Source organism: Haladaptatus pallidirubidus (genome assembly GCF_020700235.1).
Classification (GTDB): Archaea; Halobacteriota; Halobacteria; order Halobacteriales; family Haladaptataceae; genus Haladaptatus; species Haladaptatus pallidirubidus.
The window spans coordinates 1,674,887-1,700,797 of the sequence record NZ_CP085301.1; the positions used below are offsets into that span (position 1 = coordinate 1,674,887).

Here is a 25,911-nt window from a genome sequence, read left to right on the forward strand (position 1 = left end):
GGAATGACGCTGGTGAGAAACGAATGAACTTGGGTGGGATATATCTTCACCAGCCGCCGCCAAACTCGGCAGTCAGACCACACAGCTCGGAGAATTTCGTCAGATACCGTTTCTTGCTCTCTTGATTCAACGAGACATATAAGAAAAACTCATCGGAGAGGTTTCTTTGCCTCCGCATTGGCTCTCCGGTGGGATGAGTCGGCTCTGAATTGAGGATCGCATTTTTGGAGCCAGGAACATAGGGAAACGAGTCTAACTGGTCGATGAGATCGTACTCTTGGATCAGGAGATCAACCGTCTCTGCCATCGCATCTGATTGATTTTCCTCAGCGCATGACCACACGCGATCCCCGTTTGCAGAAAGATGGACGATATACGCTGTATCGACTGTAGAAGAAGTATCAGAGACGACTTCATCTGAAGTAGTCACAATCTCTCCCCCATTTTCAACGACCGGGAGATCTGCTTCATCACCGTTTGCGAGCGTGTGAATCAGCGAATCAATGTACTCCTTTGACTTTGGTTCGATTTCCTGCGCTAGTGAATCGTCAATTTCTGCAATTACGAGCTGCGTCACTCGCTCAGCGAGGCTTTCTTTTTGCTGTTGGAGTGTTTCGACGGCGTGTTGTCGTGCTTCAATACGATGAGCAATGGTATCTGCTTCGCCTGTCTTGACGAGCTTCTTTGAGAGGAGTTTCAAGACGTGCCAATTGTCTTCGAGCTCAGCAATCGAGAACTGTGCTAATGAGACCTCATCAGGACGAGAGCTGTTTTTGCGACGACGGAAGATCTCAAACTGACTGCCGGTCGTTAGGAGTCCCCAATCAACCCCTTTCTGTCGCATGTAGCTCGTTAATTGGCAACGATCGGCATCAGTGAGTGTACTATCGCAACCTTTCGCTTCGATGAATACGACGGGGGCGGTTTCGATGAGCAGGGCGTGATCTGCGCGGGTGTTCCCTCGACCGATTTGCATCGGATATTCGAGTTCGACTTCTGGTGAAAACATATCCCACCCAAGCAGCTTGATGAGTGGCTGGATGAGTTTTACCTTCGTATTTTCCTCATCCATTTGCGGTGCTTGGTCGATTAGAGATTGGGACCGTTCGACGTACGCTGTGATCTCAGATTCGTTCATCGATTAGTTAGTCCTCGCGTGCGTCAGCGACGAAGCGGTAGAGACCTCGATTGACCTTTTCAACCCATCCAGCATCGACAAGTCCGCGAAGATCCCGATTGATGTGCTGTCTACGGGTATCGAGCTGTTCTTCGAGGCGTTTTGGATTGGCATACCCCCAAGGTTGTGTCTCGTCCTGCTTTGAGCACTTCTAGAATAGCGTCTTGGCGGTCGTTTGGTTCGAACTTCTCGTTAACCATTATGATGAGAGGTGTTACTTGATTACAATTAATGTTACTAAAATATTGTTGGTATGAGTTACTGCGATCGTTAATAGTATTGTTACTATATAATAGTCGACGGCTAACTCTACAAGTTTTGACCAGCGATAGTGCAGAGGAGCTTGGATAGCCATGTCGGACGGCGTACGAGGTTTTGAACGGGCTTGCTGAAGAGGGGAGATTCGCAAGAAGAAGCCAGAAGCGCGTTGGGTGATTTAGATTCGGTTGGAACAGCGATCCATAGCTAGAGACGTGAGTTCTGTGATCAGAGCCCTACTGTTTTATTCCTGTAATAGAGGTAAACAGGAACGGAAATGAAGAAAAGGAGAAATGCAGAGATCACGTAGAGCCATGCTCGTGGCTCCCAATTAGAGACATTCCTCACTTTACGAATATCGACATACATCACTATAGGGAGTAAAAGGATTAGTAAGCCAGTTAGTGCACTCGCATTTCCTGCTACAGCTCCAACAAGAATTAATGGAATGCCGATGATACCATAATGCCAATTTCCAGCCTCCTTTGAATTATTTTCACCGTTTGCGGAGTCATCTACCAGGTCAGTGCTCTCTATTACTTGATTTCTAGCAGGTTTCTCTTCCTCGGTCTCTCGAATCTCGGCTTTGATCGCATCCCTGTCCTTGATCAACGGCTCAAGCACGTCCGGAAGATATCCTCGGTCATCACAAATTGAATAGCCGATATCCGGCACGTCCTCCCGATCGGCGTGGCACTCACAGCGGATCTTCTCTGGACTCACGTTCCGCGTGACGATGATGTTCGGATACAACGACGAGAAGTCAAGTTCGTGAACGTCCTCGTGCAGCCCGACGTCCGGCGCGAACGTGAACCCACCTCGGTCGGCGTCGTGCAATTGGCACATCGTCTTGAACTGCTCATGGCGCCACGAACGCCACGGGACAAGCACGTCCCGCCTTCGTGCTTCCTGGATCTGAACCCCTGTCAGAATGTTCCCGATCGACGACCACGCTAACTCCTGCAATGGCTTCCCTGACTGCTCGACGAGATACAGACAACCATCGAGATTAGTCTGATTCCACATGAACGTATTCGAGCCGTCGATGATCACCCGCCCGGGGAGATTGTACCGTGCTGGAGAGTGTCCGACTTGCCCGTAGCTTTCGTATGTCGATTTACCCGTCAACTGCTGCCAACCTGGCCGTCGTCCAAGTTGGAACTCCACATCGAGCCGATCGGCCTGTTGAAAGAGAACCGGTATGAGGTCACTCGTATTCAGAAACAGAACGTCGGGGTCAACCGACTCTACTCGATCCGATAGCGTTGCTAACACGTCCGCACCACTCCCAGCTATCGTCTCATCGTTGACCGTGAGTTCAGTAACCCTCTCACTCGCGAGTTCTGTCTCCGAGACGGCAATCTGCATCTGGGAAAGTTTGTGGGCCGGTAGTGGGTCAATTCCTTCTTCGAGACAGTAGCGGAACTCTCGCGAGAAGTCGACGTTGTAGCAGCGATACTCACCAGGCGAACCCCACTTGCTCACCATTCGTGCCACTGAGTTCACCGCCTTGAGGTCAACTACATCCACCTGGAGGACTCGTTCGGGATCGTGCCGAAAGCTCACGCGTTCATCAACCACAGCAACCCGAACAGCGGCGGGATGGTCACGAAGTGCGGCACGTGCTGTCGAAAAATCGCCGTCACCATGCACCGACACGTAGATTGTCGGTGTATACGACTCATCGACTTCACACTCCACCCCCGTCTCAGTTACCGACCATCTGAGCACGTCGCCGTCGACGTAGTCGATTTTGTACACCATCGTCTCATCTCTGCCCGGTCAAATCGCCCTCTATGTGATCGAGTCGCTCTTCCAAATCATCGATCTGCTTTTGCTGTTCGATGACCATCGAAACCAGCGCTGGAATCTCGATGAACTGGTGGTTCTGAACTCCACTCGCATCAGCATGCGCGCGGGCATATTCGAAGAGTCGATCGAACACAGCCTGGTCAGTATGCCGGAGTGCCCGCCGATACTCTTGCCACCGCGACTCCATCGCCCGGAGCAAATCACGATACGTTGCGTTAGTACGCCCCATTCGCGCGCACCTCCGGTGAAACATCAGCATCAACGGTCGCCGGATGCCGATCGGCGAGAATACGTTTCCAATACGCGAGTGTCGTTTGTACTAACCCATTCTCCAACGGGTAGACCAACGTCTCGTACTCCTCACCTGCGAACCGTGGGCCGAACTGGGTCTGTTCACACCGAATCGTCCGATCAGCAATCTCGTGAATCGGTGCTGTTAGCGTATCGTCCGTCTGCAACGTCAGCAGCACCGGGATCTCAAACCGCTCAGCAAGCGCGTCGATCCGCTTAGCCACGTTCGAAAGCATGCGCTCATCATCACCACGGGGAAGATCCTCTGATCGGTAGAACCAGTCGATCGCCGGGAGGACGGCAATCGTCGTCTCGTCCGTAATCTCTCCAGTAAGGTCCTGCATGAGACTTTGGTGTTGCCACGGGGTGAACGCCCGAGCAATGTGAATCCGGTCAAGGACTCGCATCGAGGGGGTAATTCGCGTCAGCGGGTGTGTTGTTCCGTACCCGTGAGCATCGATCCAAATAGCTGAGCCCTGATTGAGGAGAAGCTGGTCGAGAACGAGCGACTGGAGTGAACCAGTCATGCGCTCGTCGGTTTCGAGCAGTGTAATGCCGGGATCAAGTGACGGGAGTTCTGGCGATGTCTGGCGCATCATCACGAATGGTATTTCTTCGGGGTTTCAGATAGGCAAGCCAGGGTCGCTTCCAAATGTTCCAATACAGAAATAACCGACGTCCACCAGTGCGAGTTCTCGCCATGCTGGACGCCACAGCAACACGAGAACATACACTCTGCAATTGGTGGTATGAATCGATGCACGGCATCTGTAGAAACTCGCTAAAAACACAGATTGTTCCGGACTAGTTGACCAGTCTAAGTCCCACAGAGAGCGTGTCTTCAACAGTAAAGTGAGAACCGCACTTGGAACTTGACAACTGTTGCTAACTACAGAGCAGCAACGATGGCCGCCGAATTGCACCGGATATAGGAGAAGGATCAGAGATTCTCACGGTTCTCATCCTCAGTAGGACTACTGTTAATATGGGTTTCCTCAGTGATAATGAGACACTCATCGGGGTGCGCTTTGTCGACAGTTACCTGTACAAGGTCTTCAGATGAATCTGTCAACTGTGCTCGCATAAACGGCCCTTCCGTTGTAGAAATAGGAACAATGTCATTCGTCATCACAACACTGCAATCAATAGATACGACGAATAATATAAGTATATTCCTGCTGGCGATTCGCCATCCTTTCTCATCTGTGACAGAGATATTCAAGAAGAAGTTTAACTAAAGGATAGTATTACCCGTTGCAGAATGCTTCTATCATAGGACAATAGAAGGCACCCCATAACAATACCCAGTGCAGCCATTGAATGCAATGCGAGCGTCGCGAGAGGTCTTCGGTTGCCAGTTACCTCCGCAACGTTCGAACACCGGAATGGAAACCAGTGTCGTGTTTACGTCGGCCCTGACCTAGTATGGTCGTGCTCTAGTACCAGCACAACTATACTAACTAAATATTTGGTGAGGGAAAATTCAGGGTGAGAACGGGTTGCCTCTTGGAAAGTGTACCATTGATACTGCATTGATGGAGGCTTCAGAGCCTCGGTGGTTTGAATCCATCCCCGTTCGTTTATCAATATTCATCGCTCGAAATAATTTCTGTATGCATATTCACAGATACTACTGCTGATCACTCTAAGTCGAGGTCGAAATAGCCATCATAACACCTTGGAGAATACAATATTTCTATTTAAAAGCCAAAATCTATACAATTATGCCACATTTTAGCACCCATGTCGAAGGTCTAACTTGGTCGTTATTGGCCTTCGATGAGTCTGAGTCAGCATACAAGCGTGGATGTGTCATGGCTGACTACCACGCTTTCCATTTGCCATCACAGCCAGAGTCTCCTGTATTTCAGATGATATAAATTGTTATGAAATAGCACATAAATTGTTTAAATATCAGATCAGTTGACGAAGGTCTAGTGTCGTCGAGGATGGAAAACTGCTCGTAGCGAATTCAGGCTATCTGCACGAGTGGTCGCACCTCTTCCTACAATTCGAAATGCTCGTTGTCACCGAAGACCATTTGCTCACAAAGAGTCATTGTCCCCGACCAACATACCACAAGTAATTTAATAATAGAGTGACAATCTCTGATCGAGTACCAATGCATGACTTGACTGGCTTTCAACGTGACCTGCTGTACGTCGTAGCCGGGTTGGACGACCCGCACGGTCTCGCTATCAAAAGCGAACTCGAAGACTACTACGACAAGGAAATTCACCATGGGCGACTCTATCCGAATCTGGATTCACTAGTCGACAAAGGTCTTGTCGAAAAGGGCGAAAAAGATCGCCGGACGAACATCTACACGCTGACTCAGCGTGGCCAGCGAGAAATCGACGCCCGGTGGGACTGGGAGCACGAGTATGTCGAGCAGGATACTCCGACAGCCTGACAATCTCTCCGTCGTCTTCCTTTTACCAAACCGCCACAGCATCGACGCAACCTACGGATTGCTACCACGAGCGCTTTAACGCAGATCACTCTATCAGAGCTGTAGTGAATCGTGAGACCGATCGGAGAAGATGCTGGTTGGGAGATGGGTATTAGCTATGATTGTTGGAGGCGGTAAGTGAAAGCAGTGTTTCAAGTTGTGAGCTCCCCCAGTAGCGAACCGTTTCACTTCGGCGATCATAGTCGATGACGTTATGATCGGCGAGTTTCGGGAGATGCTGATGATGTAATCGGAGCCGGATTCGATACTCTTCACATTCCTCAGCAAGTGTGGTCTGGACATGACTGCTGAGCTCGGAGAGCGTGGCACTCTCAACCTCGGTACCATAGAAATAGTGGAGAATGTGGCGGCGATAGACGTTAGCAAGCAATTTGAACGCGGTACTAAGTGCTAGTGTAGATGAGGATGGATTACGAGTCATAAGTGAGTCTGAACAGTGAGCATTTGATAGTACAGTGAGGTGGGGGTGGCCAATGCTTCTTACTAGTATATAGTACTTCATTTACTAATTCAAACTCATCGCTGCTAAGTCTTGCGATTGGCTCACTGTTATTTTCAATGAGGACAGTAATGACAGTGGTTGCCTAGATATTTTCACATCGAGAATAATACTTTTGGATAGTGCAATAAAACATCCGTGTATCGCACTGTACCAAAATACGATTCTCGAGTGTATTCTCTCCTTCCAATCGTCGGTTCTACATCAGCCTCAACGAGCCACTACCTCGTGCTTTGGAATCGACACAATGTGTTTGAAAACGTAGTGTGTCTACAGTTTGCTAGCTTCGAGTTCAACAGTGCCCTCACTAGAGACCGTAACTTGGTACCCAGCATACTGAAACGAAACGGATCCGTTTGTTCGGGGGGTGCCATCTGCTTTAGGCGCAAAGAGTTCATCAAGGGCTTCCGGATTGATGACAGTATACAATGTGTTGAGGTCATCTGGCGCGCATTGCTTGGCATCTGCGACGGCGGTGAGCACGCGTGTACTTAGTGATGGTGGCGATGCGGCAGATGATCCGGTGGTGGTATTTGATGAGTGCATAATTTGCTTGCTCGTGCTAAATAGCGGTGTGAAGCCGGAAAGACGCTGGATTCGGCTGTTATTCCGTACTCTGAGTGGTACTGGAAGCGTCTTTTTATAACCCGTGGATATCTCCGCTGAACTATTGGACAAGATCCGACAAAAGTTCCTCGCCTTCTGGATAATTAGAGACAACAGAATTGTCCAACCGGTGGTACCTTACAGACCTTCTTCATAAAGACCCTGCGTTTGCAAGCCCGTCTGCAAAGGAGATTGCATCAGAAGACGGATAGAATGAGCGAGCCTGATACCGAACCCACCCTCTCCGTCACCATCGACGATGTGTTACAAACGCTCGCTAACCACCACCGCCGCCAGACCCTCTCGTACCTTTCGTCCACAGCTGACTCTCAGTGTACTGTGGACGAACTCGTTGCTCACCTCCAGGCACATCCCACAGAAACGGAGTACACAGAGCGCCAACTCCGACAGCGATTGCACCACATTCATCTCCCGAAACTCATGGACGTTGGGCTCCTCACGTATGAGAGCAATTCACAGCAGATTCAGTACTCGAGCCATCCACAGGCGGAATCGCTCCTCGCATACGTTGAATCGATACGTGAGGGGGCCGAACCCAAAGGGACGACGAGTGCTGTCTCCGAGAGTGCAGTGATTCATCGATTCGCTGAATGAGATGACGACGTCTCCGCTGACGCATCCATCCTCCTTCTTCAACAGGCATCACAGCCGATGCGGATCGAAGCAGAGAGTATTATCAAGTGACAAGTAGCAGTCGGAGTATGTTTGTATTGGATCGGTAACCAGAAAGCGCCGTATAACAATACCTACTGCAGCCATCGGATAACCTGCGAACGTCAAAGGAAGGGACGGTGTTGCTCTGTTCCTGCGACGTTCGAGCCCAGTAGAGGAAGCCAGTCAAACGCCGTGTCCAACGTCATACTCATGGACGCGATTATGCGCACCCGTGCAGCGACGCACACCGCGTACACGCGATGGTTCTCCACGGGAACGCGGATGTTCCTGTACTTCACTGCCACCGTCATCGGTTTCGACACAATGGGAATCGACGTCGGTATCCTGTACGTGTTTGCGCGAGCGCTCGCGTGGGGTCTCGCCGCCGCCGTCGCGATTGGTGTCGGGGTTTCGTTCGGCTGGGGTGGCAGGGAATACGTTGCCAATCATATCGAAGGATGGATGAGCAGTGCGAGTCAGGGCACCCCGAGTCCGCAACCGAGCGACGACGACTGAACAGTCTCGGTTCGTATTATTATTTTCAGTATCAATACTCGAGAGTAAGCTTCAAAGAACGTGCGACCGATAGTCACGCCAATGCGCTCTCCATCAGATTCACTGACAGAGATCATCGAACGATGTCTGCATTGCCACCGAGAGACATCTCACTCGGTTCAGATCGAACTCCTGACTGAAAACGAAGAGAGAGAACGCCGCCTTGTCGCGGGAACCATATCGCATCACAGAATGCCACGAGTGCGGGGCAACAACAAAACACCGAGTGAATAGTACATGACTGTCATTTTGAGAAGAGGAAGTCCAGAGCGAGAACGGACTGCTTGGTAGAAAAACACCAACGACGTGTTGTCGATAGCGGCTACTTTGTAGTCTCTGTGGTTCGATTCCCCTTCCGTTTGTAGTGCGATCACCGACAATGACTATTCCGACTGAGCCAGACATTGAACGTCCCGTCTTTGTTCCGTTCCGTTCTCATTGCGTATTAGTCATGACTTTCATGCAATATGGAAGTTGGGGACGGCGCTTTCGGAAATTTGAATCGGCTGATTTCGGTAGTCTCGCGGGTTGGCAGCTGTTTTGGTTGCACGTTTCTGGATAATCACGCAACACGGATCAATGATCAGTTCATGACTACTCGGAAAACTCCTAGCAATACCGTTCTCACCGAGTACGTACGAGAACTATCGCAACACAGGACTGAGCGCGGCTGTATCTGTCATGGCGCTACATTTAGATCGATAAGAGGATCTTATTCCGATGAAGTACAACTCCGAATACAGAGAATTCGATAGTAGTTTCGAGGTTCGAAGTTCAGACTGATTCTGGATTCACCACCAAAGGGGGACGCACGGACATACTTTGACTCATTTATTGTCAGACGTAACCAAATTCGGGGCAAAACACTCGTATCGGAACCGCTGAGTGGGTATCTCCTACATTCAGCGTTTGCTCGGAGCTGATATTTATATATGGCGATTGGTAGTGCTATCCTTATTGGGAGTGCAGGTTATCGCCTGCTCCGGTCATAACGATGCCTCCCAGTCGGCGACTTGTTCGACAACCTCATCCACTGAAACGGATCCTCCCTGTTGGTCAAGATACTACAACACGTATCGTCGCCGTTCTTTACTGAATAAGTCGAAAACAGTATCCAATGTTACCATGATTACTCATCAGTTTTTGGTCACCCGATAGCAATAGCGTTTGGGTATTCAGCTATCGGCATGGGGGAAACACCCAGTAGAACTAATGTGTCTCTCACCAGCTTCTCAAAACGCCACTATTCTGTTCTCATCTGATTTTATGGCGGCATATATAGAATAAATATCCGAAATAGTTATCATGATTGGCCACTCTGCTATGAGATAGCACAGCACTCATCCATAATGTGGCTCCTTTATTCCAGCTTCCACACCGACAATCACCATGACTCCACACAATACCTCACGAGCGATAGCTGACAGCCTTGACGCCTTAGACCATCCACTAACACATCCCTCTACACTGCTTACTGAGCGGATTGTGACGGCGGTCGCCGATGCGGCCGATTGTTCGCGTCAAGAGCTCGCCCCCCTCTATGAAGTCGTCGATCCCGACGCGTTGGATAGCCTCTTTGCGCCGACCTATACGGGTGGCACACGAACTGACGGCCGAGTTCAGTTTGCGTATGCTGGCTACGAGGTTGTTATACACAGTACAGGCGACGTAAACGTGAGCCCGCTCGACGCGGCTGGCGAGTAGCACCACGAATACGTCACCGGTCGGTCATCCACTCTCCTTCAAGCGAAGTATAGTTAGCGTCGGCAGACTATTCGTGGGTGGCAACAACCAGCAAGCAGAACCATTCGCATCACGAGGAAGGCATTCAGTGCTCTAAGCTTACTTGTAGAATCTCCCAAGCTCAAGGAGCCTCTCGATCTGAGAATCATCGCGATAGCGGACGGTTTCACTCCGGTGGTCATAGTCGATGAGCCCATGGTCAGCGAGCTTCGGCAGATGCTGATGGAGGAGTACTGACCGTCCCTGCTGCGCTGACTCTATCTCATCTCCCTGCGTCTGGATGCTCGTCGTCAATTCAGAGAGTGTTGCAGTGCCACGCTCTGTCTTCTGGAGGTGCTCAAGGATCACTCGTCGGTGCTGATGAGCAAGGAGGGCGCAGGCCGTGTCGACGGAGAGGGGCTGATGTACGGTGTTTACGGGTTTCATCACTATGTTGCGTTGAAGTCAGTAATCACAAAGACAATACCTTATCACTTAGGGAGCTCTGATTGAGCAGAGTCTCAGAACACCACTCGGAGGTCATGTCCTCGGTTACTGGGCAGCGGTTGGTGGTGTGAAGAACGTCGTCAAGAGCTTGCGGTGAGCTGCCTGCAAGTGTTGGTGAAACGTCGGTCCTGAAATTCTAAGTGTGTCGGCTAATTCAGCACCAGTACTCTCACGAGGTGACTCGAAGTAGCCACTATAGTAGGCGGTCTGCAGGATTTCGTGCTGGCGATCAGTTAGCTGGTCGCGTACCTGTTCACGGAATCCAGTGGGCGAATCACTTGAGCGCTCACGTTCTCGTTTAGCAGCGAGGGTGGCCTTAGGATGGACAGTCTGGACAGCATCGACAAATGATCGCAGTTCAGTTGCAGTCGGTACTTTGACGGTGAGTGTTCCGTGTCCATTCGTGGCGGTTGCTGTTTTGATTGTGGCGCCTTGTTCGATGAGGCGGTTCAAAGTAGTTGTCTCACTTTGAAAGAGAAATTCAAACCTGCTCGTCTCCTCATGCGTGGTGATGCACCGTGCTTGCCGGACGTCTGGAGAGCAGTCAGCCCGCTCGAGAATTTGCTCTGGAGCTACATCCTCTGCCTCAATGTATTCCAGGAGATCGCCATCGTTGGTCTGGACAATTCCATCAAGGGTGATTGAACAATCAAGCTCCTCAGAGACAGTCACGAAAAAGCCGTCCGTCTCAGTGAGATCAAAGTCGAGTTCGACTACGCGATCAGTAAATAACAGTTGCTGGGTTTTGAGCGCATAGATCGCATAGCCGAGTGTCTCACCTAACTCGTCGAAAATCGCTTGTTCGTGTTCACTAAACATGGCGGCCTGCGTCCCATACACGACGAGGACACCGTACGTTGTCTCGTTATAGACGAGCGGAACACAGAGAGCGGAGCGGTACTCTTGCGATAGAGCTGCCTCGCGAACCGACTCTGGAAACGCTGGATCAGTCTCTATATCGTCGATGATGTGGATCTCACCTGTTTCGAGAGCCTGTGCCGCCGCTCCTTGTTCCGTATCCGTTGGGTTGGCCTCGCGAATGGCTTCGAGATACGTCTCTTCAGTACCGTATGAAGTACGGATGCTAATCCCCTCAGTTGTAGGCTCGAGATCTCCGATGAGTGCTGCTTGGTAGAGCTCCGAGGCGACAAGGTGTTCACAAACCATGTCCTCGATCTCGCTCTGTGTCGTCGCTTCAACCATGGATTTGTTGACTTGCCTGAGGACAGTATTGATCTCGGAGATTGTCTGGAGGATTTCGCGTTGGCGCTGCAGGGTTGCTTCCCGCTGTTTCTGTGCCGTGATGTCCTCGGCAACCCCGACAATTCGATGGAGCTCTTCCGCGTCATTATAGACTGGAAAGGCACGATCAGAGACCCAGCGAATCGTCCCATCGGGCTGGACAACCCGATACTCTGCGATGTATTCTCTCTGCGGTGTCCTGGCTCGCGAATCGTGTACGATGTGGTCGAGGAATTCCTCGACTTGCTCACAATCATCAGGATGGACGGCGTCCACAAACGTCGGCAAATCCTGATAGAGCGATTCGCGTGAGCGCCCCCATACATCTTCATAAGCGGGATTTACATACGATATTTCGGTCATTTCGGCATCCGCCATCCAGAGCACGCTGTCGATTTGCTCTGCAATCTGGCGGAAACGCGCTTCGCTATCACGACGCTTTTGCTTGTGCGTTTGCTGCTCGGTGAGATCCCGGATGATCGCAGTAAAGAGCCGTTGCCCGTCGTATGTCTGCTCTGTGAACGAAAACCGGAGTAGAATCGTCTCCCCATCAGCATGGAGGCCGACTCGTTCGAGTGTTGTTTGAAGCACTGACTCTGAATCGTCTTCGGAGGTGGAAACTGCCACTTCAAACTGCTCGCAGTAAGAATGAACATACTCTGATGGGAAGAGGAGGCTCATATGCTCCCCAATGAGGTCGTCCACCTCGTAACCAAACAACTGTCCGGCAGCCGGATTTGCAGAAACGATCATTCCCGCTGCGTCGAGCGTGAGAATAGCCTCGCCTGCGTCTTTAACTAGGGTTTGGAAGAACGTCGGATCGTCGATGCCGTCGACAAGGAGGTTATCGTCGGAATGTGTCTCTGGTGCATCTGATTCATCTGAGGGGCGCATCTCACGGTGTGGTGCGCAGTGAGATGGAATAATCCTTTAGTTTGCCATCAATAGGACGTAACAATCAATCTACTCGATATTGGTCTGGGCATAGAGATATTGTTCATGGAACAAAGGGCTCAGATGCCTATTCACTAGTATCAGTGCACCTCCCTGCTTTGTGCTGAGCCCCGACCCGAATGCCAGCATCTTACTCCCATCGGGTGATCAAGTGAGAACCGCCGAGCACTGCCGGACGTGGGATGGTTATTGCTCGTCGGCCTTGAGCTCAACCGCACCCTCACTCGAGACAGTGACCCAGTACCCTGCATAGTGGAACGAAACTGACCCATGTGTCCGTGTCGTCCCATCTACGAGTGGTGCGAACAGCGCATCAAGCGCCTCTGGATCAATCACATCGTACAACGGCGTAAGGTCATCTTCCGATTGTCCCTGTGCGTCTGCGACGACGGTCACCACGCTGGTACTGAGTGACCGAGGCGGTGTAGGTGGTGGTTCGTTATTGGTATTGGTTGACTGCACGTGTTCACTCCTCCTTATGAATCGTGTCGCTGAATGCAATATTTGACGGGTTCATCCACTATTCTGTGTGATCGGCTCTACTGGAACGACCCTCAAATAACCCAGGGATAGTAGAGCTGATGTGTTGCTTCACTTCCCACAGGTTCCAATCCACCATGACTGCGTCTCCACTGAGCAGCGACAACCGCGAGCATCGCTTCAACGTGTGAACCATCCCGATAACGCACGGTCTCACTCCGCAGGTCGTATTCGATGACGTCGTGCTCGGCAAGTTTCAGGACGTGCGTATGGGAGAGTGTGAGCTGTGCTTTGCCGGGCGAGGTGATTCCGTCGACTTCCTCGTAGAGCTGCTCGGCAAGCTCGTCGAGTTCGGCAACGTCACTGTCCTTTGTCTCGAGATACGAGAGAACCTGGCGTCGATGTTCTTGGCGGACCGCTTGTAAGGGTGTCCAGTACCGAGAGTACTTCAAAACACATCAGCTTTCACGACAGTCCGGACAGTAACCGTCTTCGAGGTAGATTTCGAGCATCGAATCACCACAGTTCGCGCACACAGCGAGGATCTCGGTGGATTCCGTATCGTCGTCCGTCTTAGCCATCGTCCTCGTCACCTCCCTCACTTTGCGTGGTGAGGTCGAGTATCGCTTCGAGCTGCGGGTAGCTACGGTAGCGAATCACCTCACTGCGCTCGTCATACTCAATGACATCGTAGTCGGCGAGTTTCGGTAGGTGGATGTGGACGAGCTCGATTCGTGCCTGTTCAGGGGCCGTGATGGTGGCAACTTCCTCGTGAACGTAGTCAACTAATTCATCAAGGTCAGTGACATCTGTTTCCGTGGCACTGAAGTATTGGATGGCAGTGCGGCACGTAGCATTCGCGAGCACGTTGCTGGCGATGCTGGGTGTGAGGTCTCGCGTCGATGGGTGACCGGTTTGTGGTGGATGATTCATTGGTTGGGAGTATGTGGTGTGCGTGGGACTCACGTTTCTCCACGGCAGCATAGAGAGAAAGGAAGATGGTGGGAGTGGTGTTCTGCGAGGCATTCCTGTGATAATGATCACAACATAGTTCTTAACTTCTGTGGCCGTTCAAACAGGGTGCTTTTAAATACCAATAGGTGGAACCGGGTTAGTCCGATACAGTTTCGCTTGATGACCCCAGGAGCGCATGTTCAAGCAGCGCTTCTTTGCCACGCCGAATCAAATCCGAGAGCGACTGCTGACTGAGGTCGAAAGAGATGTCAGAAAAGGCGGCGGCTGTCTGTGAAACTACTGTCCAAAAGATAGATTCCGAGGACACCTCGCTGACCAACTCTTGGACGTCAACCCACCGCATAATGAACTGAGTCTTTTTCGTTTCGAACGAACACAAACTAGGTCACGTCCGTTGCACCAGCGATACGAGTTACTGTGATTGGTGCGCTCCACCGGTTCTCACGGCGGTCGCATCCATGCAGTCAAGACAGCCAAACACCTCGTTGTCATTGTTCCCAAACACACGGGCAAAGTCTTGCGTGACGAACGCCCCACAGTTATAACATCGATATTCGCCAGCAGACGACTCATCGAGTGATCTCGGGTGTGATTGTGTGTCTGGCATCGTTGTGAGTAATGATCTCAGGCGTTGTTCATGCGCTTCCGGGTTGTATTCCCACACCGCGTACATTCGCTCATTCGGTATGGTTCTCGTGAGAAGGCAGCATTCGTGTTACCAGTACTCTCTGTGACAATCTCAACAGTCACACGATGAGGTGTTTGTGTACCACAGTGGCTGCACTGTTCAACTGTCTTCGTGAGATCTTGGTTTGTAGCCATTGTCTTGAACGATCGGCGAATCGGTATCAGCACTCTCCTGGTCTGTGACCGCTGGTTTTTCTACGTTTCGTAGTTTCACACCTCCATCACACGAGATCATCCCAGTTCAACTCAGGAACGTTGGGGGTGAGTTCAGCAGTGTGCGTCGTGGAGTCGTACATGACGAGGTTTGCCTCGGCTAATCGTGGGAGATGATTATGGTGTAACGTGGTGTAGATGGATTTGGTTTCGCCATCCGGGATCTCTGTCCGTGTGTCAGCATCATACTCATATCGCGCGATTTCGGTCGCGAGGTCAGCGAGTGCCATCGGCGTCTGATGATAGTTGAGACAATACAGCGCATAGCGACGACGCTTGTCGCTGAGTGCGTCGAATAGCAGGTTGAGTGATCCATCGTACCCGGCTGTCGTGAGCGCTGAGACTGCCGTTGTAACCCCTGTACCTGAGTTCGCGAGAGTGTGAGGTTCTGATGTCATGGGTATGTTGGGATTCCGGAGAACTCTGTGATACCGTCTCCCGCGCTGAGATGGTACAGTACTCCCTCGTCCCGAGGAGGTATTCTGTTGGGTCTACCAGAACGAATTGTATAAATTCTGGGGCTGTTCAAACGGGGCGATTTAAACTAAGCCCAGACAGAACAGCTATCCTGATGGTGTATTTTCTGAGCCGCCAAGCAAGGCGTGTTCAAGGAGAGCTTCATTGCCCCGGCGGATCAGATCAGAGAGCGACTGTTGGCTAATGTCGAAGTCCGCTGCTAATTCAGACAGTGTGACTTCCCGGGGCGTCTGAAAGTAGCCTCGTTGGAGTGCGATCAACAATGCCTCCCGTTGTTTTTCAGTGAGGACACTCTCTAAGAGATCACTCCCGGCTTCGCTGAGGACGTGCATTTTCCCAATCGTGTACTGAACATCGATTTCTCGACAATAGTTGTGGAACGTGGTGAGTTCTTTTTGTGACGGAAACAGCAATTCGAACTCCCATGCCTCATCGTCGTAGCCATGTGCACTTCGGATGATCACCTCTGTCTCCGTGAACCCTTCAAAAAAGCCACCCTCCGGAATATCCCAATTCAGGAGATACAAGCGGCGATCCTCAACCTGGTCAATCTCAATAAGTTCCGAGACGTGATCGTTAGCGCGAATGCGTTCCTCGAATGCATCTACGTCACCATTCCACACCCAAAACAGAGGGACCACGTTTGTGTTAACGGGCACGATTCGTTCGAATTCGATATGCATCTCTGTTCCTGCTGTGAGTAAACGGCCAAGCGCGAAGTCACTGGCAGGAAGAGAAAGTTCAACGAGCGTGGCCATCAGTCCAAGTTGATACGTTCTTTCGCTGCTTAGTATCTGGGGTAGATGGCAGCTGTATTCTGTTTGGTGGAAGGCGCTAACAGCGGCTGTCCAAGCCATGATCGACCGGATGTAGCAGCCGCACATAGATCGACATGGGGATACTGGGGGTATCCCACTTCCGCTTATGATTTTAGAGACACAACCATTTCCTCCCGAAACAAGTAGTTGCCGTTACACGATATTCATCAGTTGCATGGCCGAGAGAAATGGTTGATCGCAGCGTCGGGCTTAGAGCCACTTATCAGGGAGTTCGTCAGCATGGTTGTGCATCAATTTGAGGAGCGGCTGAATTTCGTCAAAGCGCGGTCCCTTTTGCACTGTGTTCGTCTCCCGATTCCATTTGATGAACCCCGTATCATCTAGCTTCGGCAAGTGCGTATGCGTCATACAAATCTTGAGCGATTCTAAATCCTCGTTTTCATATTCGATGTCGGCTGGAATCTGTGAATCGTCGTCCTGTGGATTGTGCTCCAACAGCGCAAAGAGTAGTCTGCGACGATACGAGTTCGCGAGGGAATTGAGGACAGTATCCAACGACGCGTGGGATAGCGGGTCATCGGTTGAAACTGAGCCTGTTGTCTCATGATCTCTCACATCGGAATTCATTGGTGGGTAGTTGAGAGGGACGCTGTGAAAGTGTGGTGCCGAACATATCGCCCCCTGTTGAGAGATAAGGCGAAATATCTAGGTGACTGGCATTGGGTACAGATGATGTAGAGGTTCTGTCCAACCGAGAGGGAACAACCCCGCTTCCAATGATTACCATCCAGAGATTAATTTGGATGTTATATATGTGGGCGTAATAGTTAGGCGTGTGTTTTTCGCGGAAAGCCACCGTGGTTAGCTATTGTCGAACACCATTACACACAGTCTGCGTTGAGCCTCTCGCAGATGTTGAGTGAATGTCGACTGAGAGATATCGAGAGCTTCAGAGAGCTCATTGCCCGTCTGTACACGTGGTGATTCGAAGAATCCACTCCGGTACGCAAATTGGAGGATCTCCTGTTGTCGGGATGTGAGGCGATCTTCAAACATCGCCAAGAATGTCAGTTCCGTTTCGAGCGCTCGGGTGAGCGCTCGACGCGAGAGCAATTCGAGATCGGGAACAGCTTGCTGAACTCCTTTGATAAACTCACGGACGGCAGCCGTCTCAGGAAGATTAATGATGGCAGTTGCAGTCCCCGCATCGATGGTGAGTGTTTGCACCGTCGCGTCCCGGTCGAGGAACTGCGAGGCAAGTGTCGGGTCGGCCAATTGTGCCTTGAACAGGGCTTTTTTCTCACGATTGGCAAGACAGTGTAGTTCTTCAATGGCAAACGACTGCTCGCCAACAGCCACGAATTCATCCGGGGAGATACCTGTCGCAGTGAAGAATACGGTCGTGTCACCATCTGCTCCCGGAACGAGCCCCTCGAACTCGATCACACAACCAATTTCTCGAGCAAGACGACATAGTGGCGTTTCCGCTGCCGTCGATCGGAGCGTGAGTTCGACGCTGCTGTCCGTCTGGAGAGTTTCTCTGGTCTCGATAGCATGAATTGCGTGGGCGATCGTCTCTCCCAGTTCCGCCAGTCTGTCGGCATCGCGTTCGATGTCCTGTAATGTCCCTTCGTAGACTGTCAGGACGCCATAGACGGACTCATCGTACATAAGCGGAATACTAAGACATGAACGCGCACCTCGTTTGAGCGTGACTTCACGCCATGGTGTAGCCCGTGCATCAGTTGCGATGTCCGCAACGACCTGCATCTCTCCGGTTTGGATCGCAGCTATGAACGGACTCCTCTCTGCCACCAATTCATCGACTTCAGTCGTGAGTTCGTCCAAATAGCTACTGTCGACACCCGCCCAGGCTCGCGGTTCCATCGCGTTGTCGTCCGCATCGAACTCGCCAATCCAGGCGAACTCGAAGAGAGCAGAGTTTGCCAACTGCTCGCAGACGGCCTCGTCGATCGCATCGACTGTCTTAGCCTCCACCAGCACTTGGTCGATGTCTCGGATGAGCGTGTTGAGGCGGTCAAGACGTGTCAATTCTTCGTTCTGCCGTGCCAACTCCGCTTCACCGTTGGCACGGTTCCACGCGGTCTCGACGGTTGCGGCGACCGTTTCCGCGAGGTGGACCGTCTGGTCGTCGAACGCGTCGGTCTGCGTCGAGCCGGCACAGATGACGCCGTGCCTTCCGAGCGGCATAAGCGCCCGACTCCGCAATGGCGACTCCGAAACCCCGCTCTCCGAACCGTTGAGGTCGTTGTCGACATCAACATCATTGGCGACGAATGTCTGCCAAACCTCCTTGGAGAGGCCGTCGGGGACTCGAACGCTACCCGCCTCTGGTTCCAGATCCATGTGGCTGCTGTACTCTCGAATTTCGCCAGCCGCCTCGTCGTATCGCCAGAGCGCAGTGTATTCGACATCGAGGACATTCTGTGTGACTTCAGCCACATGGTCAGTGACCCTCTCCGTGTCAGCGTCTATTAGCTCCCTGCTCGCAGCATTGAGCCGTTTGAGGGACTCGTTGGCCTGCCGCAATTGCTCCTCGCGCTCGCGCAGGGCTTCCGTGGTCTGTTGGTGCTCAATGAGATCGGCGGCCTGGCGGGCCAAGATATCGAGGCGGCCAAGATCAAACTCAGAGAGGTCGCGTGGAGTTTCCCAGTGGGTGGAAAACATCCCGAGCACGTCCCCACTCCGCGAGACGAGCGGCGTGGTCTGAACCGCCCGGATGCCGGTCTGGCGGTAGGTCTCCAGATCCTCGGTTCCGGCTATGAACTCGCACGTTTCGACGTCCGGCGCTATAACGCGCTCGCCGGTCCGGAGGGCCTTGCCACACGTGCTTCCATGTTCGGGGGTGACTCGCTGCCACGCCGATTCGGCCTCCCCGTTGAATCCACGGTGGGCGACGAGTTCGAGATCATTTCGGTCGGGATCGTAGAGCTGCACGCTCGCGAAGTCGGTGTCCATGATAGCGATCGCGGCATCAAGCACCCGATCGGAGAGCGTCTCGATGTTGTCTTCGCCGATCAGTTCGGTACTGATCTCCTGTAACTCTCGCGTAGCCGAAAGTTCGGCTTCGAGTTCGGCCTCGGCCTGTTTGCGCTCGGTGATATCCGACGCCGTCCCGAACCACTCGGTGATCTTGCCATCGTCGTCCAGTATGGGCACCGCCCGAGAGTGCGTCCAGCCTCGGGTTCCATCAACCTGTAGGACCTGGTGTTCCAACTCGAAGGTACTCTTGGTCTTGATGGCCTCGTCGATAGCGTCCTGGACGCGCCCTTGCTCGTCGGATGGGATGTATTCGTCGATCCAATTAGACCGGGATTTGTCGGTATCAGCCATGAATTCCTGGCCTTCGAGTTCGTTCATTTCGGTCCAGTCGGGATTCATGCGAAAGATGACCTCCGAGGTAGCAGTCACGAATGCGTCGAGCCGTGCTTTGCTCTCGCGCAGGCGGTCATATGCCCGCTCTTTCGCTTGTTGGAGTTCGTCGCCACGGAGGATAATGTCTGCTGCGAGATGTGAATCAGTGGCATCCAGTTCCTGTAACAGCTCTTCTTTACCGTCTGCCTGAAATTGCCGGACGACTGGCGTGACGTCTTCGACGCGGTGAATAATAAAGTCGATCTCCCCAGTCGAGCTAAATACGGGTGAATTGGTCGGACTCCACCACCGATCCTCGAACCCTCCACCTTGGAAATTTCGTCGGGGAATCGGATAGTAGGTAACTGGCATCACGTCGGCTTCCCGCTCCGCTTTGACCCGTTCGAGTGACGCTCGCAACCGGGGAACTCCTTCAGGATCAGGATCGCTAGGGTCAGGGGGAAAGACCTCAAACAACGTTTTGCCGATAATCTCTGCCCGCTTCGTCATCGTCGCTTCCAAGTAAGCATCGCTCACTGCGACAATCTCGTAGTCGTCCGGTTTCACGATGAGATAGAGCCCAGGTACGTTCTCGAACAGTTCGCGAAACGTCGCTTCGGTAGCTGCTGCTTCCGCCGTAGTACCATCAGAGCTGCGTTCCTTCGGTGGCCGCCACCACACCCGTCCCCGAGCACCCACCTTCTTCGTTTCGAGGATGTCATCCTCAACAAGCGTGTCGAGTTTGTTGTAGATCGTTCGGTCAGTGCAATCGAATTCCTCAGCGACCTCCGGCGTCGTGAACGGGGTGCCAGGCGGACCAAGGGTGTCGAACACGTCGAGAACGGTGGTGGGTGAGGGAGCAGGTGAACTCATAGCACGGTGTTGGAATAGGGCAATCAAAAAGATTCGATCAACAGAAACAGACACATCACGATTTACAATAAAACGGTTTACCCCGTGATGACGAACGATCTCGACTACCCATTGTGCGTTGCACATAAGTAAAAGTCCGTTTGATCCGACCCACTAAGCCGGTTCCAGAGTCTCTTCGCTAGAGTCCTCATGCGGGAAGCATCACAAAGTAACTCTTGTCCCAAAATAGCCCACCATGACCCAGTAACTCGTTCAAGGAACTCAGGTGAAAATGACCGACCGAGGGGACGATTCACCACCAGACGATTCCGAAAACGCGTTTCACACGCGATATTCCAGCGACGAACCACCAAGTAAGGCAGTAGTCCAGGCACTTGCAGCGGTCGAAGGGGTTGCGCCAGCGGAACTTAAGTTACTCTACGAGTCGATCGATCCCGAAGCGCTCGATACATTGTTCGATACCGCGGTAATTGGTCAAGAAGAGGGAAATCTGGTGATCAAGTTTTCTGCCTCAGGTCATCGGGTGATTATCAGGAGTGACGAGAGTATTACTATCCCCGTGGACATAGAGGAGGTTATCCAAAACAGCGGTATTCGAAGACGAACATTCCCTTCTCACCTAGGATGGCCTTGAGGGCAGAAATCCAAATTCTGAAGAGATGTACCTTGTGAACGGACGAAATATGTTTCCCCGAGGGCAGCGACCCGCCGAGTTCCACTTCCGCTTACAAACGAAGGCGGAAGTAACCCACACACCACTACTTCCAGTGAAATACTCCACAATATCCCCTCTACCAGCTGAAAACGGTATTTTACGTTTTTATAAATCGTATATTGCTATAATAAATCCCGGTCCGGATAATTGAGGGCGGAGAGAGTTCTATCAATCCCGGAGTACGTCGGATCGGGGCATTTCGATTAGTTCGAGTCCCGTTAATGAAACCCACGAACGACACAATCGGTTCGATATAGACGAGTAACTCGCCTGAGACAGTAGAACAGCGGTGGTCAATCCGTCCTACTCTTCGATGACCGCTTCGACAGTGACAGCCGTAGTAGGGGGGCATCACCCGAATTCCATGACTCGGCGGATTCCCTCCGTGATGCGGTCGGCGTCGGGCACGTAGTCGTCTTCCCGTGCGAACAACGGAAACGGTACGTCGTACCCGGTTACGCGCTCCGTCGGTGCTTCGAGATAGAGAAACGCCTCTTCGGTGATTCGGGCAGTAATTTCCGCCCCCATTCCGGCAGTCATCGGTGCCTCGTGGACTACGGCGCACCGCCCCGTTTTCTTTACGGAGTTAACGATCGTCTCCGTATCGAGCGGATACAGCGTTCGAGGGTCAATAACCTCGACGTCGGCGTCGATGGTTTCGACGGCGTCGAGCGTCTCGCGCAACATCGACCCCCAAGCGATGACCGTAACGTCGTCGCCGGGTTCAACGACCCGTGCCTCGCCCAGTAGGATTTCGTAATCGTCCGGGACGTCCTCGCGGAACGACCGGTATAGACGGGTCGGCTCCATGAATACAACGGGGTCAGGATGTCGAATGGCAGCCGTGAGCAGACCTTTCGTCTCCGCCGGTGACGAGGGAAAAACTACTTTCAAACCGGGAATGTGGGCGAATCCGGCTTCGAAGCTCTCGGAGTGAAGCTCCAGCGCATGAATACCACCGCCGTAGGGCGTCCGTATCGTCATCGGACACTCGACCGACCCTCGAGTTCGACTTCGGATGCGTGCGACGTGCTGAGCGAGTTGGTGGAATCCCTGGTACAGGAAGCTCTGGAACTGGATTTCCGGAACCGGTCGTAATCCCGTGGCGGCGAGACCGACCCCGACCCCGACGATGCCAGCCTCCGCAACCGGTGCATCGAACACTCGGTTCGGATAGTCGTGAATGAGTCCTTCGGTCGCTCGGAACACCCCACCGGCGCGACCGACATCCTCCCCGTAAACGATAACGTCGTCGTCGCGTTCCAACTCCGACCGCAACGTCTCGCGGACGGCTTCGATCATTCTGAGCCGTTCAGCCATGCATACCACCCTCGAACGCTTCGAACTGCCGTTCGACTTCCGGCGGCATCTCCCCATAGGCAAATCGAAACATATCCGCCGGGTCGATTTCCTCACGTCCCGTCTTCGCTCGGTCGATCGCATCGCCGATTTCTGTTTCGATGCGCTCGTCGATTTCGGATTTCGTCTCCTCGTCGAGTACCCCTCGTTCCATGAGGAACACTTGGAAGCGAACGATTGGGTCGCGGGCCTCCCACTCCTCTTCTTCCTGGGCCTCCCGGTAGACGGACGGGTCGTCGGAAGTCGTGTGCATCGAGCGACGATACGTGAGAGTCTCGATTAGCGTCGGTTCCCCATTTCGGGCCTTCTCGATGGCGTTCCGTGCGACGCGGTAGACCGCCAGAACGTCGTTACCGTCAACGCGGACGCCGTCGATACCCGCCGCGACGGCTTTCTGTGCAAGCGTCTCCGCGGCTGTTTGGTTCGCAAGTCGGGTCGAGATGGCGTATCGATTGTTCTGGCAGATAAAGACCGTTTGAGCGCCGTAAACTCCGGCGAAATTGAGCGCTTCGTAAACGTCTCCCTCGCTGGTCGCACCGTCGCCGAAGTACGTGATGGCGACGTTCGACCGACCCTGTAACGCCTCCCCCCAGCCGATTCCGACGGCGTGCAGTGGCTGGGTTCCGACGGGAATAGCTGGCGGAAACGCGTGTTTACCCGCCGGAATCACCGCTCCTTCTTCCATCCCCAGTGCGTACCAGAGAATTTGATGCGGCGGGGTACCGCGAGCAAGGAGCGCGGCCTGTTCGCGAAAGGACGGGACGAGCCAGTCGTCATCCGCCAAGGCAAATGCGCTGGCGACCTGCGCCGCCTCCTGTCCGATAGCGGGGGCGTATGTTCCCAGTTCGCCACGGCGCTGTAGCGAGATGGCCCGCTCGTCGAGGCGACGGGAGCGTTTCATCTGTTCGTACATCTCCAGTAGTTGGTCATCGGTCAGCGAGGGGGCGAGGTCTTCATCGACGGTACCCTCTTCGGAGAGCACCTGTACGGATTTGATTGTGAACTGGGCAATGTCCTCGATGGGCATGGCAACGGTAGTCGTTCCACAGCCTTAACCCGCTTCTGGCAGATTTTGGAGCGAAAACGCCGGTGCTGTTGCCGTCTCTCCGGTGAAGGATTATCGGTTTCCGAGCGACTAGCCTACCGCCGGTCTGTGGAGATTTCGAACGTGTACGTATCGCCGTGCGCGACGTATGCGACGCGGTCACCCGAACCGGCTTTCCCGACCGGTCGCTGAAAGTCGGATAGCGGCGACCAAAAACACCTCGCAATCGGTGTAATGTATCGGAATCAAGGTGCCCGCTCCGAACAATCGCAGGCCTCAACATCCTGTTCCGCGTCCGTCGTCAAGAAAACGCCGAGAATCCTCGTTCCACCCGGATGCAAGAGCGCGAGCGAGGTCGATGTACAGGAATCGTTCAGGAATCGCTTCGAGAGCATCGAACCGTGTCTCCGACCTCGGTGGACGGGATCGTATCTGGTAGCAGTACACCGGGGTGCATCACTGATTGCGTACGGTGAGTGGCAGGATATGCCATCGGCCCTGGAGGTTGGAATGCGACTGGTACCCGAGGCCGGTAGAGCCACCAAATCAGGCACGGAGACCGATCGAACGGTACGACCATCGAAAGGAAATAAAGACGCAGATAAGGCCGACTACAACGAACGTCTACCGACGTCGATTTCGAAAGGATACCAGTTGCGATTCCTGCACTCCGAGATTGCAGCGAATGGGTACCACCTACGAGGTCTTACGGCTCGACGCTCGGAAGAAAGCGACCGGTTTCTCGGCGGACGCCGCCGAGGAGGATAATCGCCGCGAACAGCGGAAGAGCCGCACAGGAGAGATAAATGGGCCAGAAACCGATGCTATCGACCAGCGGGAGCGTAACTATCGGGCCGAATCCACCGCCAATATCTCCAAACACGTTGTTTGTTCCCACGGCACGTCCCATCTCGCCGTCGGGAACGAGGTCACCTAACAGCGCCATCAGCGGCCCGCTCGTCCCTCCCTGTCCGATACCGACGAACAGGCAGGCGACCACCAGGGTTGGTATCGAATCCGCGGCGGTGAGGAGAACGAATCCGAGCGACGTGGCACCCAGAAAGCAGAGGAGTATCGGGACACGCGACTGTTTGCGGTCGCTCACGTAGCCGCCGAAGTACATTGATACCCCCGCGGCGATTACAGTGATACCCATGAAAATGCCCGACGACCCCTGCGCGTCGAACCCAAAGACGCTGAGCTGATTTTGGTCGAGGAACACCACGAGCGTGGCGAACAACGCGCCGATGTAGACGAACAAGACCGAGAAATTCACCATTCCGACCGTGAGGGCGGGGAGACTCGTGTTGATGTCCCACGGTTTGACCGACTTATCGACTCCCCCTTCGACGTGCGTTTCGGGAACCGTCACGTGCGCGACGACGCTGGCGAAAAAGGCGAAGACGGTGGCGACGACGAAGGCGACGACGGTTCCAAAGAGTTCGCTCACGATACCGCCCATCACCACGCCCGTCGGAAAGCCGAAGAGAACGCCTCCTCTGATGAGTCCCATGTTCGCCGCGCGCGAGCCGCCGTCGCTAACGTCGGCGGCAATCGTGTAGGCGGTCGCGAAGACGAGCGCGCTCCCGACGCCCCAGAGGAGCCGCGCAGCCAGAAACCAAGCTTCGGGGATTGGGGCGAGCATGGCGAACACGTAACCGAAGGTGGCGAACCCCTGAACGAACATGCCGATGACGAACGGTTTTCTCGTTCCAACTCGATCGACGAGACTACCGGCCGGTGCGTTCGCGAACAGCCGCGAAAACCGATTTGCGCTCAGAATTATCCCGACCAAGAACGGGGAAATACCGAGGACAGCGCCGAGGTTCGGTAAGATCGGAAAAATCACGCCGCCGCCGAAGCCGATGAAAAACGTGCTGACGATGACCGCGCCGATGACGACGTACTGACCGCCGACCGCTCTCCGGAATCGATTGGACATCCGCTCGGCGGCCTCGTCCAGGCGTCTCGGGAGTGGCCTCACCATCGTTTCCACTCGGCTTCTCGTGACACCACTCTCTCCGGGTCAGTGCGGATCGTCGTTGCTGTGAAATCCGCCGCGGGAACAGCAGAAGAAAAGAGAGAGGGCGGCCTGTTCGTATCCATCACTCTTACTAATTACCCAAATGTCTCAAAAAGAGTTCGGAAACACCGCTCGCCGT

Annotated in this window: 26 protein-coding genes and 2 pseudogenes; 6 read left to right on the forward strand and 22 right to left on the reverse strand. The window is 53.2% G+C overall.

Going from position 1 to position 25,911, the window contains the following annotated elements; translation table 11 throughout:
- Positions 1–46: 46 nt before the first annotated feature.
- The 4 genes from LIX15_RS09215 to LIX15_RS09230 all read right to left on the reverse strand — a co-directional run bounded on the left by LIX15_RS09215 (position 47) and on the right by LIX15_RS09230 (position 4,137).
- Positions 47–1,072, reverse strand: coding sequence for a type I restriction enzyme HsdR N-terminal domain-containing protein (locus LIX15_RS09215; RefSeq protein ID WP_227773443.1), 1,026 nt, complete (start codon positions 1,070–1,072; stop codon positions 47–49).
- Positions 1,073–1,663: 591 nt separating this feature from the next.
- Positions 1,664–3,199 (reverse strand): DNA polymerase domain-containing protein, encoded by a 1,536-nt coding sequence (locus tag LIX15_RS09220; RefSeq protein WP_227773444.1) that lies wholly within the window; start codon positions 3,197–3,199, stop codon positions 1,664–1,666.
- Positions 3,200–3,203: 4 nt separating this feature from the next.
- Positions 3,204–3,476 carry a DUF8156 family protein gene (locus LIX15_RS09225; protein WP_227773445.1) on the reverse strand — a complete coding sequence of 91 codons (273 nt, stop codon included), beginning with the start codon at positions 3,474–3,476 and terminating at the stop codon, positions 3,204–3,206.
- Positions 3,463–4,137, reverse strand: a complete 675-nt coding sequence (locus tag LIX15_RS09230; RefSeq protein ID WP_227773446.1) for a hypothetical protein — start codon at positions 4,135–4,137, stop codon at positions 3,463–3,465. The genes LIX15_RS09225 and LIX15_RS09230 overlap by 14 nt, the downstream gene beginning before the upstream one ends.
- Positions 4,138–5,660: 1,523 nt before the next feature.
- On the opposite strand from LIX15_RS09230, the gene LIX15_RS09235 reads away from it, so the two are divergent.
- Complete coding sequence (locus LIX15_RS09235) at positions 5,661–5,951, forward strand: PadR family transcriptional regulator (RefSeq protein ID WP_227773447.1); 291 nt, start codon at positions 5,661–5,663, stop codon at positions 5,949–5,951.
- A 151-nt stretch (positions 5,952–6,102) separates the two neighbouring features.
- Here LIX15_RS09235 and LIX15_RS33640 read toward each other — a convergent pair whose 3' ends face one another.
- Positions 6,103–6,513: a DUF7344 domain-containing protein gene (locus LIX15_RS33640; protein WP_438267202.1), complete on the reverse strand. Its 411-nt coding sequence runs from the start codon at positions 6,511–6,513 to the stop codon at positions 6,103–6,105.
- A gap of 267 nt (positions 6,514–6,780) precedes the next feature.
- Positions 6,781–7,056 carry a DdfA family disk-determining factor gene (gene ddfA, locus LIX15_RS33165; protein WP_227773448.1) on the reverse strand — a complete coding sequence of 92 codons (276 nt, stop codon included), beginning with the start codon at positions 7,054–7,056 and terminating at the stop codon, positions 6,781–6,783.
- A gap of 273 nt (positions 7,057–7,329) precedes the next feature.
- Here ddfA (LIX15_RS33165) and LIX15_RS09245 point away from each other — a divergent pair, with 273 nt between their 5' ends.
- From LIX15_RS09245 to ddfA (LIX15_RS09260), 4 genes and pseudogenes are all read left to right on the forward strand, one after another.
- The gene (locus LIX15_RS09245) at positions 7,330–7,731 is read left to right on the forward strand and encodes a DUF7344 domain-containing protein (protein ID WP_227773449.1); all 402 of its coding nucleotides are present in this window, start codon (positions 7,330–7,332) and stop codon (positions 7,729–7,731) included.
- A gap of 273 nt (positions 7,732–8,004) precedes the next feature.
- Positions 8,005–8,307 (forward strand): annotated as a pseudogene (locus LIX15_RS09250) (mechanosensitive ion channel family protein); the annotation flags it as partial.
- A gap of 81 nt (positions 8,308–8,388) precedes the next feature.
- A pseudogene (locus LIX15_RS09255) lies at positions 8,389–8,587 on the forward strand (DUF7835 family putative zinc beta-ribbon protein).
- Between the two features lie 1,148 nt (positions 8,588–9,735).
- Positions 9,736–10,050, forward strand: a complete 315-nt coding sequence (gene ddfA / locus LIX15_RS09260) for a DdfA family disk-determining factor (protein WP_227773451.1) — start codon at positions 9,736–9,738, stop codon at positions 10,048–10,050.
- Positions 10,051–10,188: 138 nt separating this feature from the next.
- Here ddfA (LIX15_RS09260) and LIX15_RS09265 read toward each other — a convergent pair whose 3' ends face one another.
- The 12 genes from LIX15_RS09265 to LIX15_RS09310 form a co-directional block, all read right to left on the reverse strand.
- Entirely contained in the window at positions 10,189–10,515 is a 327-nt protein-coding gene (locus LIX15_RS09265; RefSeq protein ID WP_227773452.1) for a DUF7344 domain-containing protein, read from the reverse strand.
- 105 nt (positions 10,516–10,620) lie between these two features.
- Positions 10,621–12,711 (reverse strand): bacterio-opsin activator domain-containing protein, encoded by a 2,091-nt coding sequence (locus LIX15_RS09270; protein WP_227773453.1) that lies wholly within the window; start codon positions 12,709–12,711, stop codon positions 10,621–10,623.
- Between the two features lie 246 nt (positions 12,712–12,957).
- Positions 12,958–13,233, reverse strand: a complete 276-nt coding sequence (gene ddfA / locus LIX15_RS09275; RefSeq protein ID WP_227773454.1) for a DdfA family disk-determining factor — start codon at positions 13,231–13,233, stop codon at positions 12,958–12,960.
- A 92-nt stretch (positions 13,234–13,325) separates the two neighbouring features.
- The gene (locus LIX15_RS09280) at positions 13,326–13,703 is read right to left on the reverse strand and encodes a DUF7344 domain-containing protein (RefSeq protein WP_227773455.1); all 378 of its coding nucleotides are present in this window, start codon (positions 13,701–13,703) and stop codon (positions 13,326–13,328) included.
- 6 nt (positions 13,704–13,709) lie between these two features.
- Positions 13,710–13,832 carry a hypothetical protein gene (locus LIX15_RS32755; RefSeq protein ID WP_265338369.1) on the reverse strand — a complete coding sequence of 41 codons (123 nt, stop codon included), beginning with the start codon at positions 13,830–13,832 and terminating at the stop codon, positions 13,710–13,712.
- Entirely contained in the window at positions 13,825–14,217 is a 393-nt protein-coding gene (locus LIX15_RS09285; RefSeq protein WP_227773456.1) for a DUF7344 domain-containing protein, read from the reverse strand. Before LIX15_RS09285 ends, LIX15_RS32755 begins: the two co-directional genes overlap by 8 nt.
- Before the next feature lie 421 nt (positions 14,218–14,638).
- The gene (locus LIX15_RS33645) at positions 14,639–14,899 is read right to left on the reverse strand and encodes a DUF7563 family protein (protein ID WP_438267203.1); all 261 of its coding nucleotides are present in this window, start codon (positions 14,897–14,899) and stop codon (positions 14,639–14,641) included.
- The gene (locus tag LIX15_RS09290; RefSeq protein WP_227773457.1) at positions 14,851–15,048 is read right to left on the reverse strand and encodes a DUF7835 family putative zinc beta-ribbon protein; all 198 of its coding nucleotides are present in this window, start codon (positions 15,046–15,048) and stop codon (positions 14,851–14,853) included. The genes LIX15_RS33645 and LIX15_RS09290 overlap by 49 nt, the downstream gene beginning before the upstream one ends.
- 86 nt (positions 15,049–15,134) lie before the next feature.
- Positions 15,135–15,524 carry a DUF7344 domain-containing protein gene (locus LIX15_RS09295; protein ID WP_227773458.1) on the reverse strand — a complete coding sequence of 130 codons (390 nt, stop codon included), beginning with the start codon at positions 15,522–15,524 and terminating at the stop codon, positions 15,135–15,137.
- Positions 15,525–15,689: 165 nt separating this feature from the next.
- Positions 15,690–16,460: a helix-turn-helix domain-containing protein gene (locus LIX15_RS09300; RefSeq protein WP_227773459.1), complete on the reverse strand. Its 771-nt coding sequence runs from the start codon at positions 16,458–16,460 to the stop codon at positions 15,690–15,692.
- Between the two features lie 171 nt (positions 16,461–16,631).
- The gene (locus LIX15_RS09305) at positions 16,632–17,009 is read right to left on the reverse strand and encodes a DUF7344 domain-containing protein (protein WP_227773460.1); all 378 of its coding nucleotides are present in this window, start codon (positions 17,007–17,009) and stop codon (positions 16,632–16,634) included.
- 234 nt (positions 17,010–17,243) lie between these two features.
- Positions 17,244–20,630 carry a GAF domain-containing protein gene (locus LIX15_RS09310; RefSeq protein ID WP_227773461.1) on the reverse strand — a complete coding sequence of 1,129 codons (3,387 nt, stop codon included), beginning with the start codon at positions 20,628–20,630 and terminating at the stop codon, positions 17,244–17,246.
- A gap of 271 nt (positions 20,631–20,901) precedes the next feature.
- On the opposite strand from LIX15_RS09310, the gene LIX15_RS09315 reads away from it, so the two are divergent.
- Complete coding sequence (locus LIX15_RS09315; protein WP_227773462.1) at positions 20,902–21,264, forward strand: HalOD1 output domain-containing protein; 363 nt, start codon at positions 20,902–20,904, stop codon at positions 21,262–21,264.
- 432 nt (positions 21,265–21,696) lie between these two features.
- Here the strand turns inward: LIX15_RS09315 and LIX15_RS09320 are convergent, their stop codons facing one another.
- The 4 genes from LIX15_RS09320 to LIX15_RS09335 form a co-directional block, all read right to left on the reverse strand.
- Entirely contained in the window at positions 21,697–22,665 is a 969-nt protein-coding gene (locus LIX15_RS09320; protein WP_227773463.1) for an alpha-ketoacid dehydrogenase subunit beta, read from the reverse strand.
- On the reverse strand, positions 22,658–23,731 hold the full coding sequence (gene pdhA, locus LIX15_RS09325) for a pyruvate dehydrogenase (acetyl-transferring) E1 component subunit alpha (RefSeq protein WP_227773464.1): 1,074 nt from the start codon (positions 23,729–23,731) through the stop codon (positions 22,658–22,660). Before pdhA ends, LIX15_RS09320 begins: the two co-directional genes overlap by 8 nt.
- Before the next feature lie 263 nt (positions 23,732–23,994).
- Entirely contained in the window at positions 23,995–24,144 is a 150-nt protein-coding gene (locus tag LIX15_RS09330; RefSeq protein ID WP_227773465.1) for a hypothetical protein, read from the reverse strand.
- A gap of 311 nt (positions 24,145–24,455) precedes the next feature.
- Positions 24,456–25,691, reverse strand: coding sequence for an MFS transporter (locus LIX15_RS09335; protein ID WP_345412651.1), 1,236 nt, complete (start codon positions 25,689–25,691; stop codon positions 24,456–24,458).
- Between the last annotated feature and the right edge of the window lie 220 nt (positions 25,692–25,911).

Excerpts from the sequence above, each read along its gene's own strand:
- LIX15_RS09215 (WP_227773443.1), bottom strand. The coding sequence starts at position 1,072 with ATGGATGAGGAAAATACGAAGGTAAAACTCATCCAGCCACTCATCAAG.
- LIX15_RS09220 (WP_227773444.1), bottom strand. The coding sequence starts at position 3,199 with ATGGTGTACAAAATCGACTACGTCGACGGCGACGTGCTCAGATGGTCG.
- LIX15_RS09225 (WP_227773445.1), bottom strand. The coding sequence starts at position 3,476 with ATGGGGCGTACTAACGCAACGTATCGTGATTTGCTCCGGGCGATGGAG.
- LIX15_RS09230 (WP_227773446.1), bottom strand. The coding sequence starts at position 4,137 with ATGATGCGCCAGACATCGCCAGAACTCCCGTCACTTGATCCCGGCATT.
- LIX15_RS09235 (WP_227773447.1), top strand. The coding sequence starts at position 5,661 with ATGCATGACTTGACTGGCTTTCAACGTGACCTGCTGTACGTCGTAGCC.
- LIX15_RS33640 (WP_438267202.1), bottom strand. The coding sequence starts at position 6,513 with ATGAAGTACTATATACTAGTAAGAAGCATTGGCCACCCCCACCTCACT.
- ddfA (WP_227773448.1), bottom strand. The coding sequence starts at position 7,056 with ATGCACTCATCAAATACCACCACCGGATCATCTGCCGCATCGCCACCA.
- LIX15_RS09245 (WP_227773449.1), top strand. The coding sequence starts at position 7,330 with ATGAGCGAGCCTGATACCGAACCCACCCTCTCCGTCACCATCGACGAT.
- ddfA (WP_227773451.1), top strand. The coding sequence starts at position 9,736 with ATGACTCCACACAATACCTCACGAGCGATAGCTGACAGCCTTGACGCC.
- LIX15_RS09265 (WP_227773452.1), bottom strand. The coding sequence starts at position 10,515 with ATGAAACCCGTAAACACCGTACATCAGCCCCTCTCCGTCGACACGGCC.
- LIX15_RS09270 (WP_227773453.1), bottom strand. The coding sequence starts at position 12,711 with ATGCGCCCCTCAGATGAATCAGATGCACCAGAGACACATTCCGACGAT.
- LIX15_RS32755 (WP_265338369.1), bottom strand. The coding sequence starts at position 13,832 with ATGGCTAAGACGGACGACGATACGGAATCCACCGAGATCCTCGCTGTG.
- LIX15_RS33645 (WP_438267203.1), bottom strand. The coding sequence starts at position 14,899 with ATGTACGCGGTGTGGGAATACAACCCGGAAGCGCATGAACAACGCCTG.
- LIX15_RS09290 (WP_227773457.1), bottom strand. The coding sequence starts at position 15,048 with ATGGCTACAAACCAAGATCTCACGAAGACAGTTGAACAGTGCAGCCAC.
- LIX15_RS09295 (WP_227773458.1), bottom strand. The coding sequence starts at position 15,524 with ATGACATCAGAACCTCACACTCTCGCGAACTCAGGTACAGGGGTTACA.
- LIX15_RS09300 (WP_227773459.1), bottom strand. The coding sequence starts at position 16,460 with ATGGCTTGGACAGCCGCTGTTAGCGCCTTCCACCAAACAGAATACAGC.
- LIX15_RS09305 (WP_227773460.1), bottom strand. The coding sequence starts at position 17,009 with ATGAATTCCGATGTGAGAGATCATGAGACAACAGGCTCAGTTTCAACC.
- LIX15_RS09310 (WP_227773461.1), bottom strand. The coding sequence starts at position 20,630 with ATGAGTTCACCTGCTCCCTCACCCACCACCGTTCTCGACGTGTTCGAC.
- LIX15_RS09315 (WP_227773462.1), top strand. The coding sequence starts at position 20,902 with ATGACCGACCGAGGGGACGATTCACCACCAGACGATTCCGAAAACGCG.
- LIX15_RS09320 (WP_227773463.1), bottom strand. The coding sequence starts at position 22,665 with ATGGCTGAACGGCTCAGAATGATCGAAGCCGTCCGCGAGACGTTGCGG.
- pdhA (WP_227773464.1), bottom strand. The coding sequence starts at position 23,731 with ATGCCCATCGAGGACATTGCCCAGTTCACAATCAAATCCGTACAGGTG.
- LIX15_RS09330 (WP_227773465.1), bottom strand. The coding sequence starts at position 24,144 with ATGCTCTCGAAGCGATTCCTGAACGATTCCTGTACATCGACCTCGCTC.
- LIX15_RS09335 (WP_345412651.1), bottom strand. The coding sequence starts at position 25,691 with ATGTCCAATCGATTCCGGAGAGCGGTCGGCGGTCAGTACGTCGTCATC.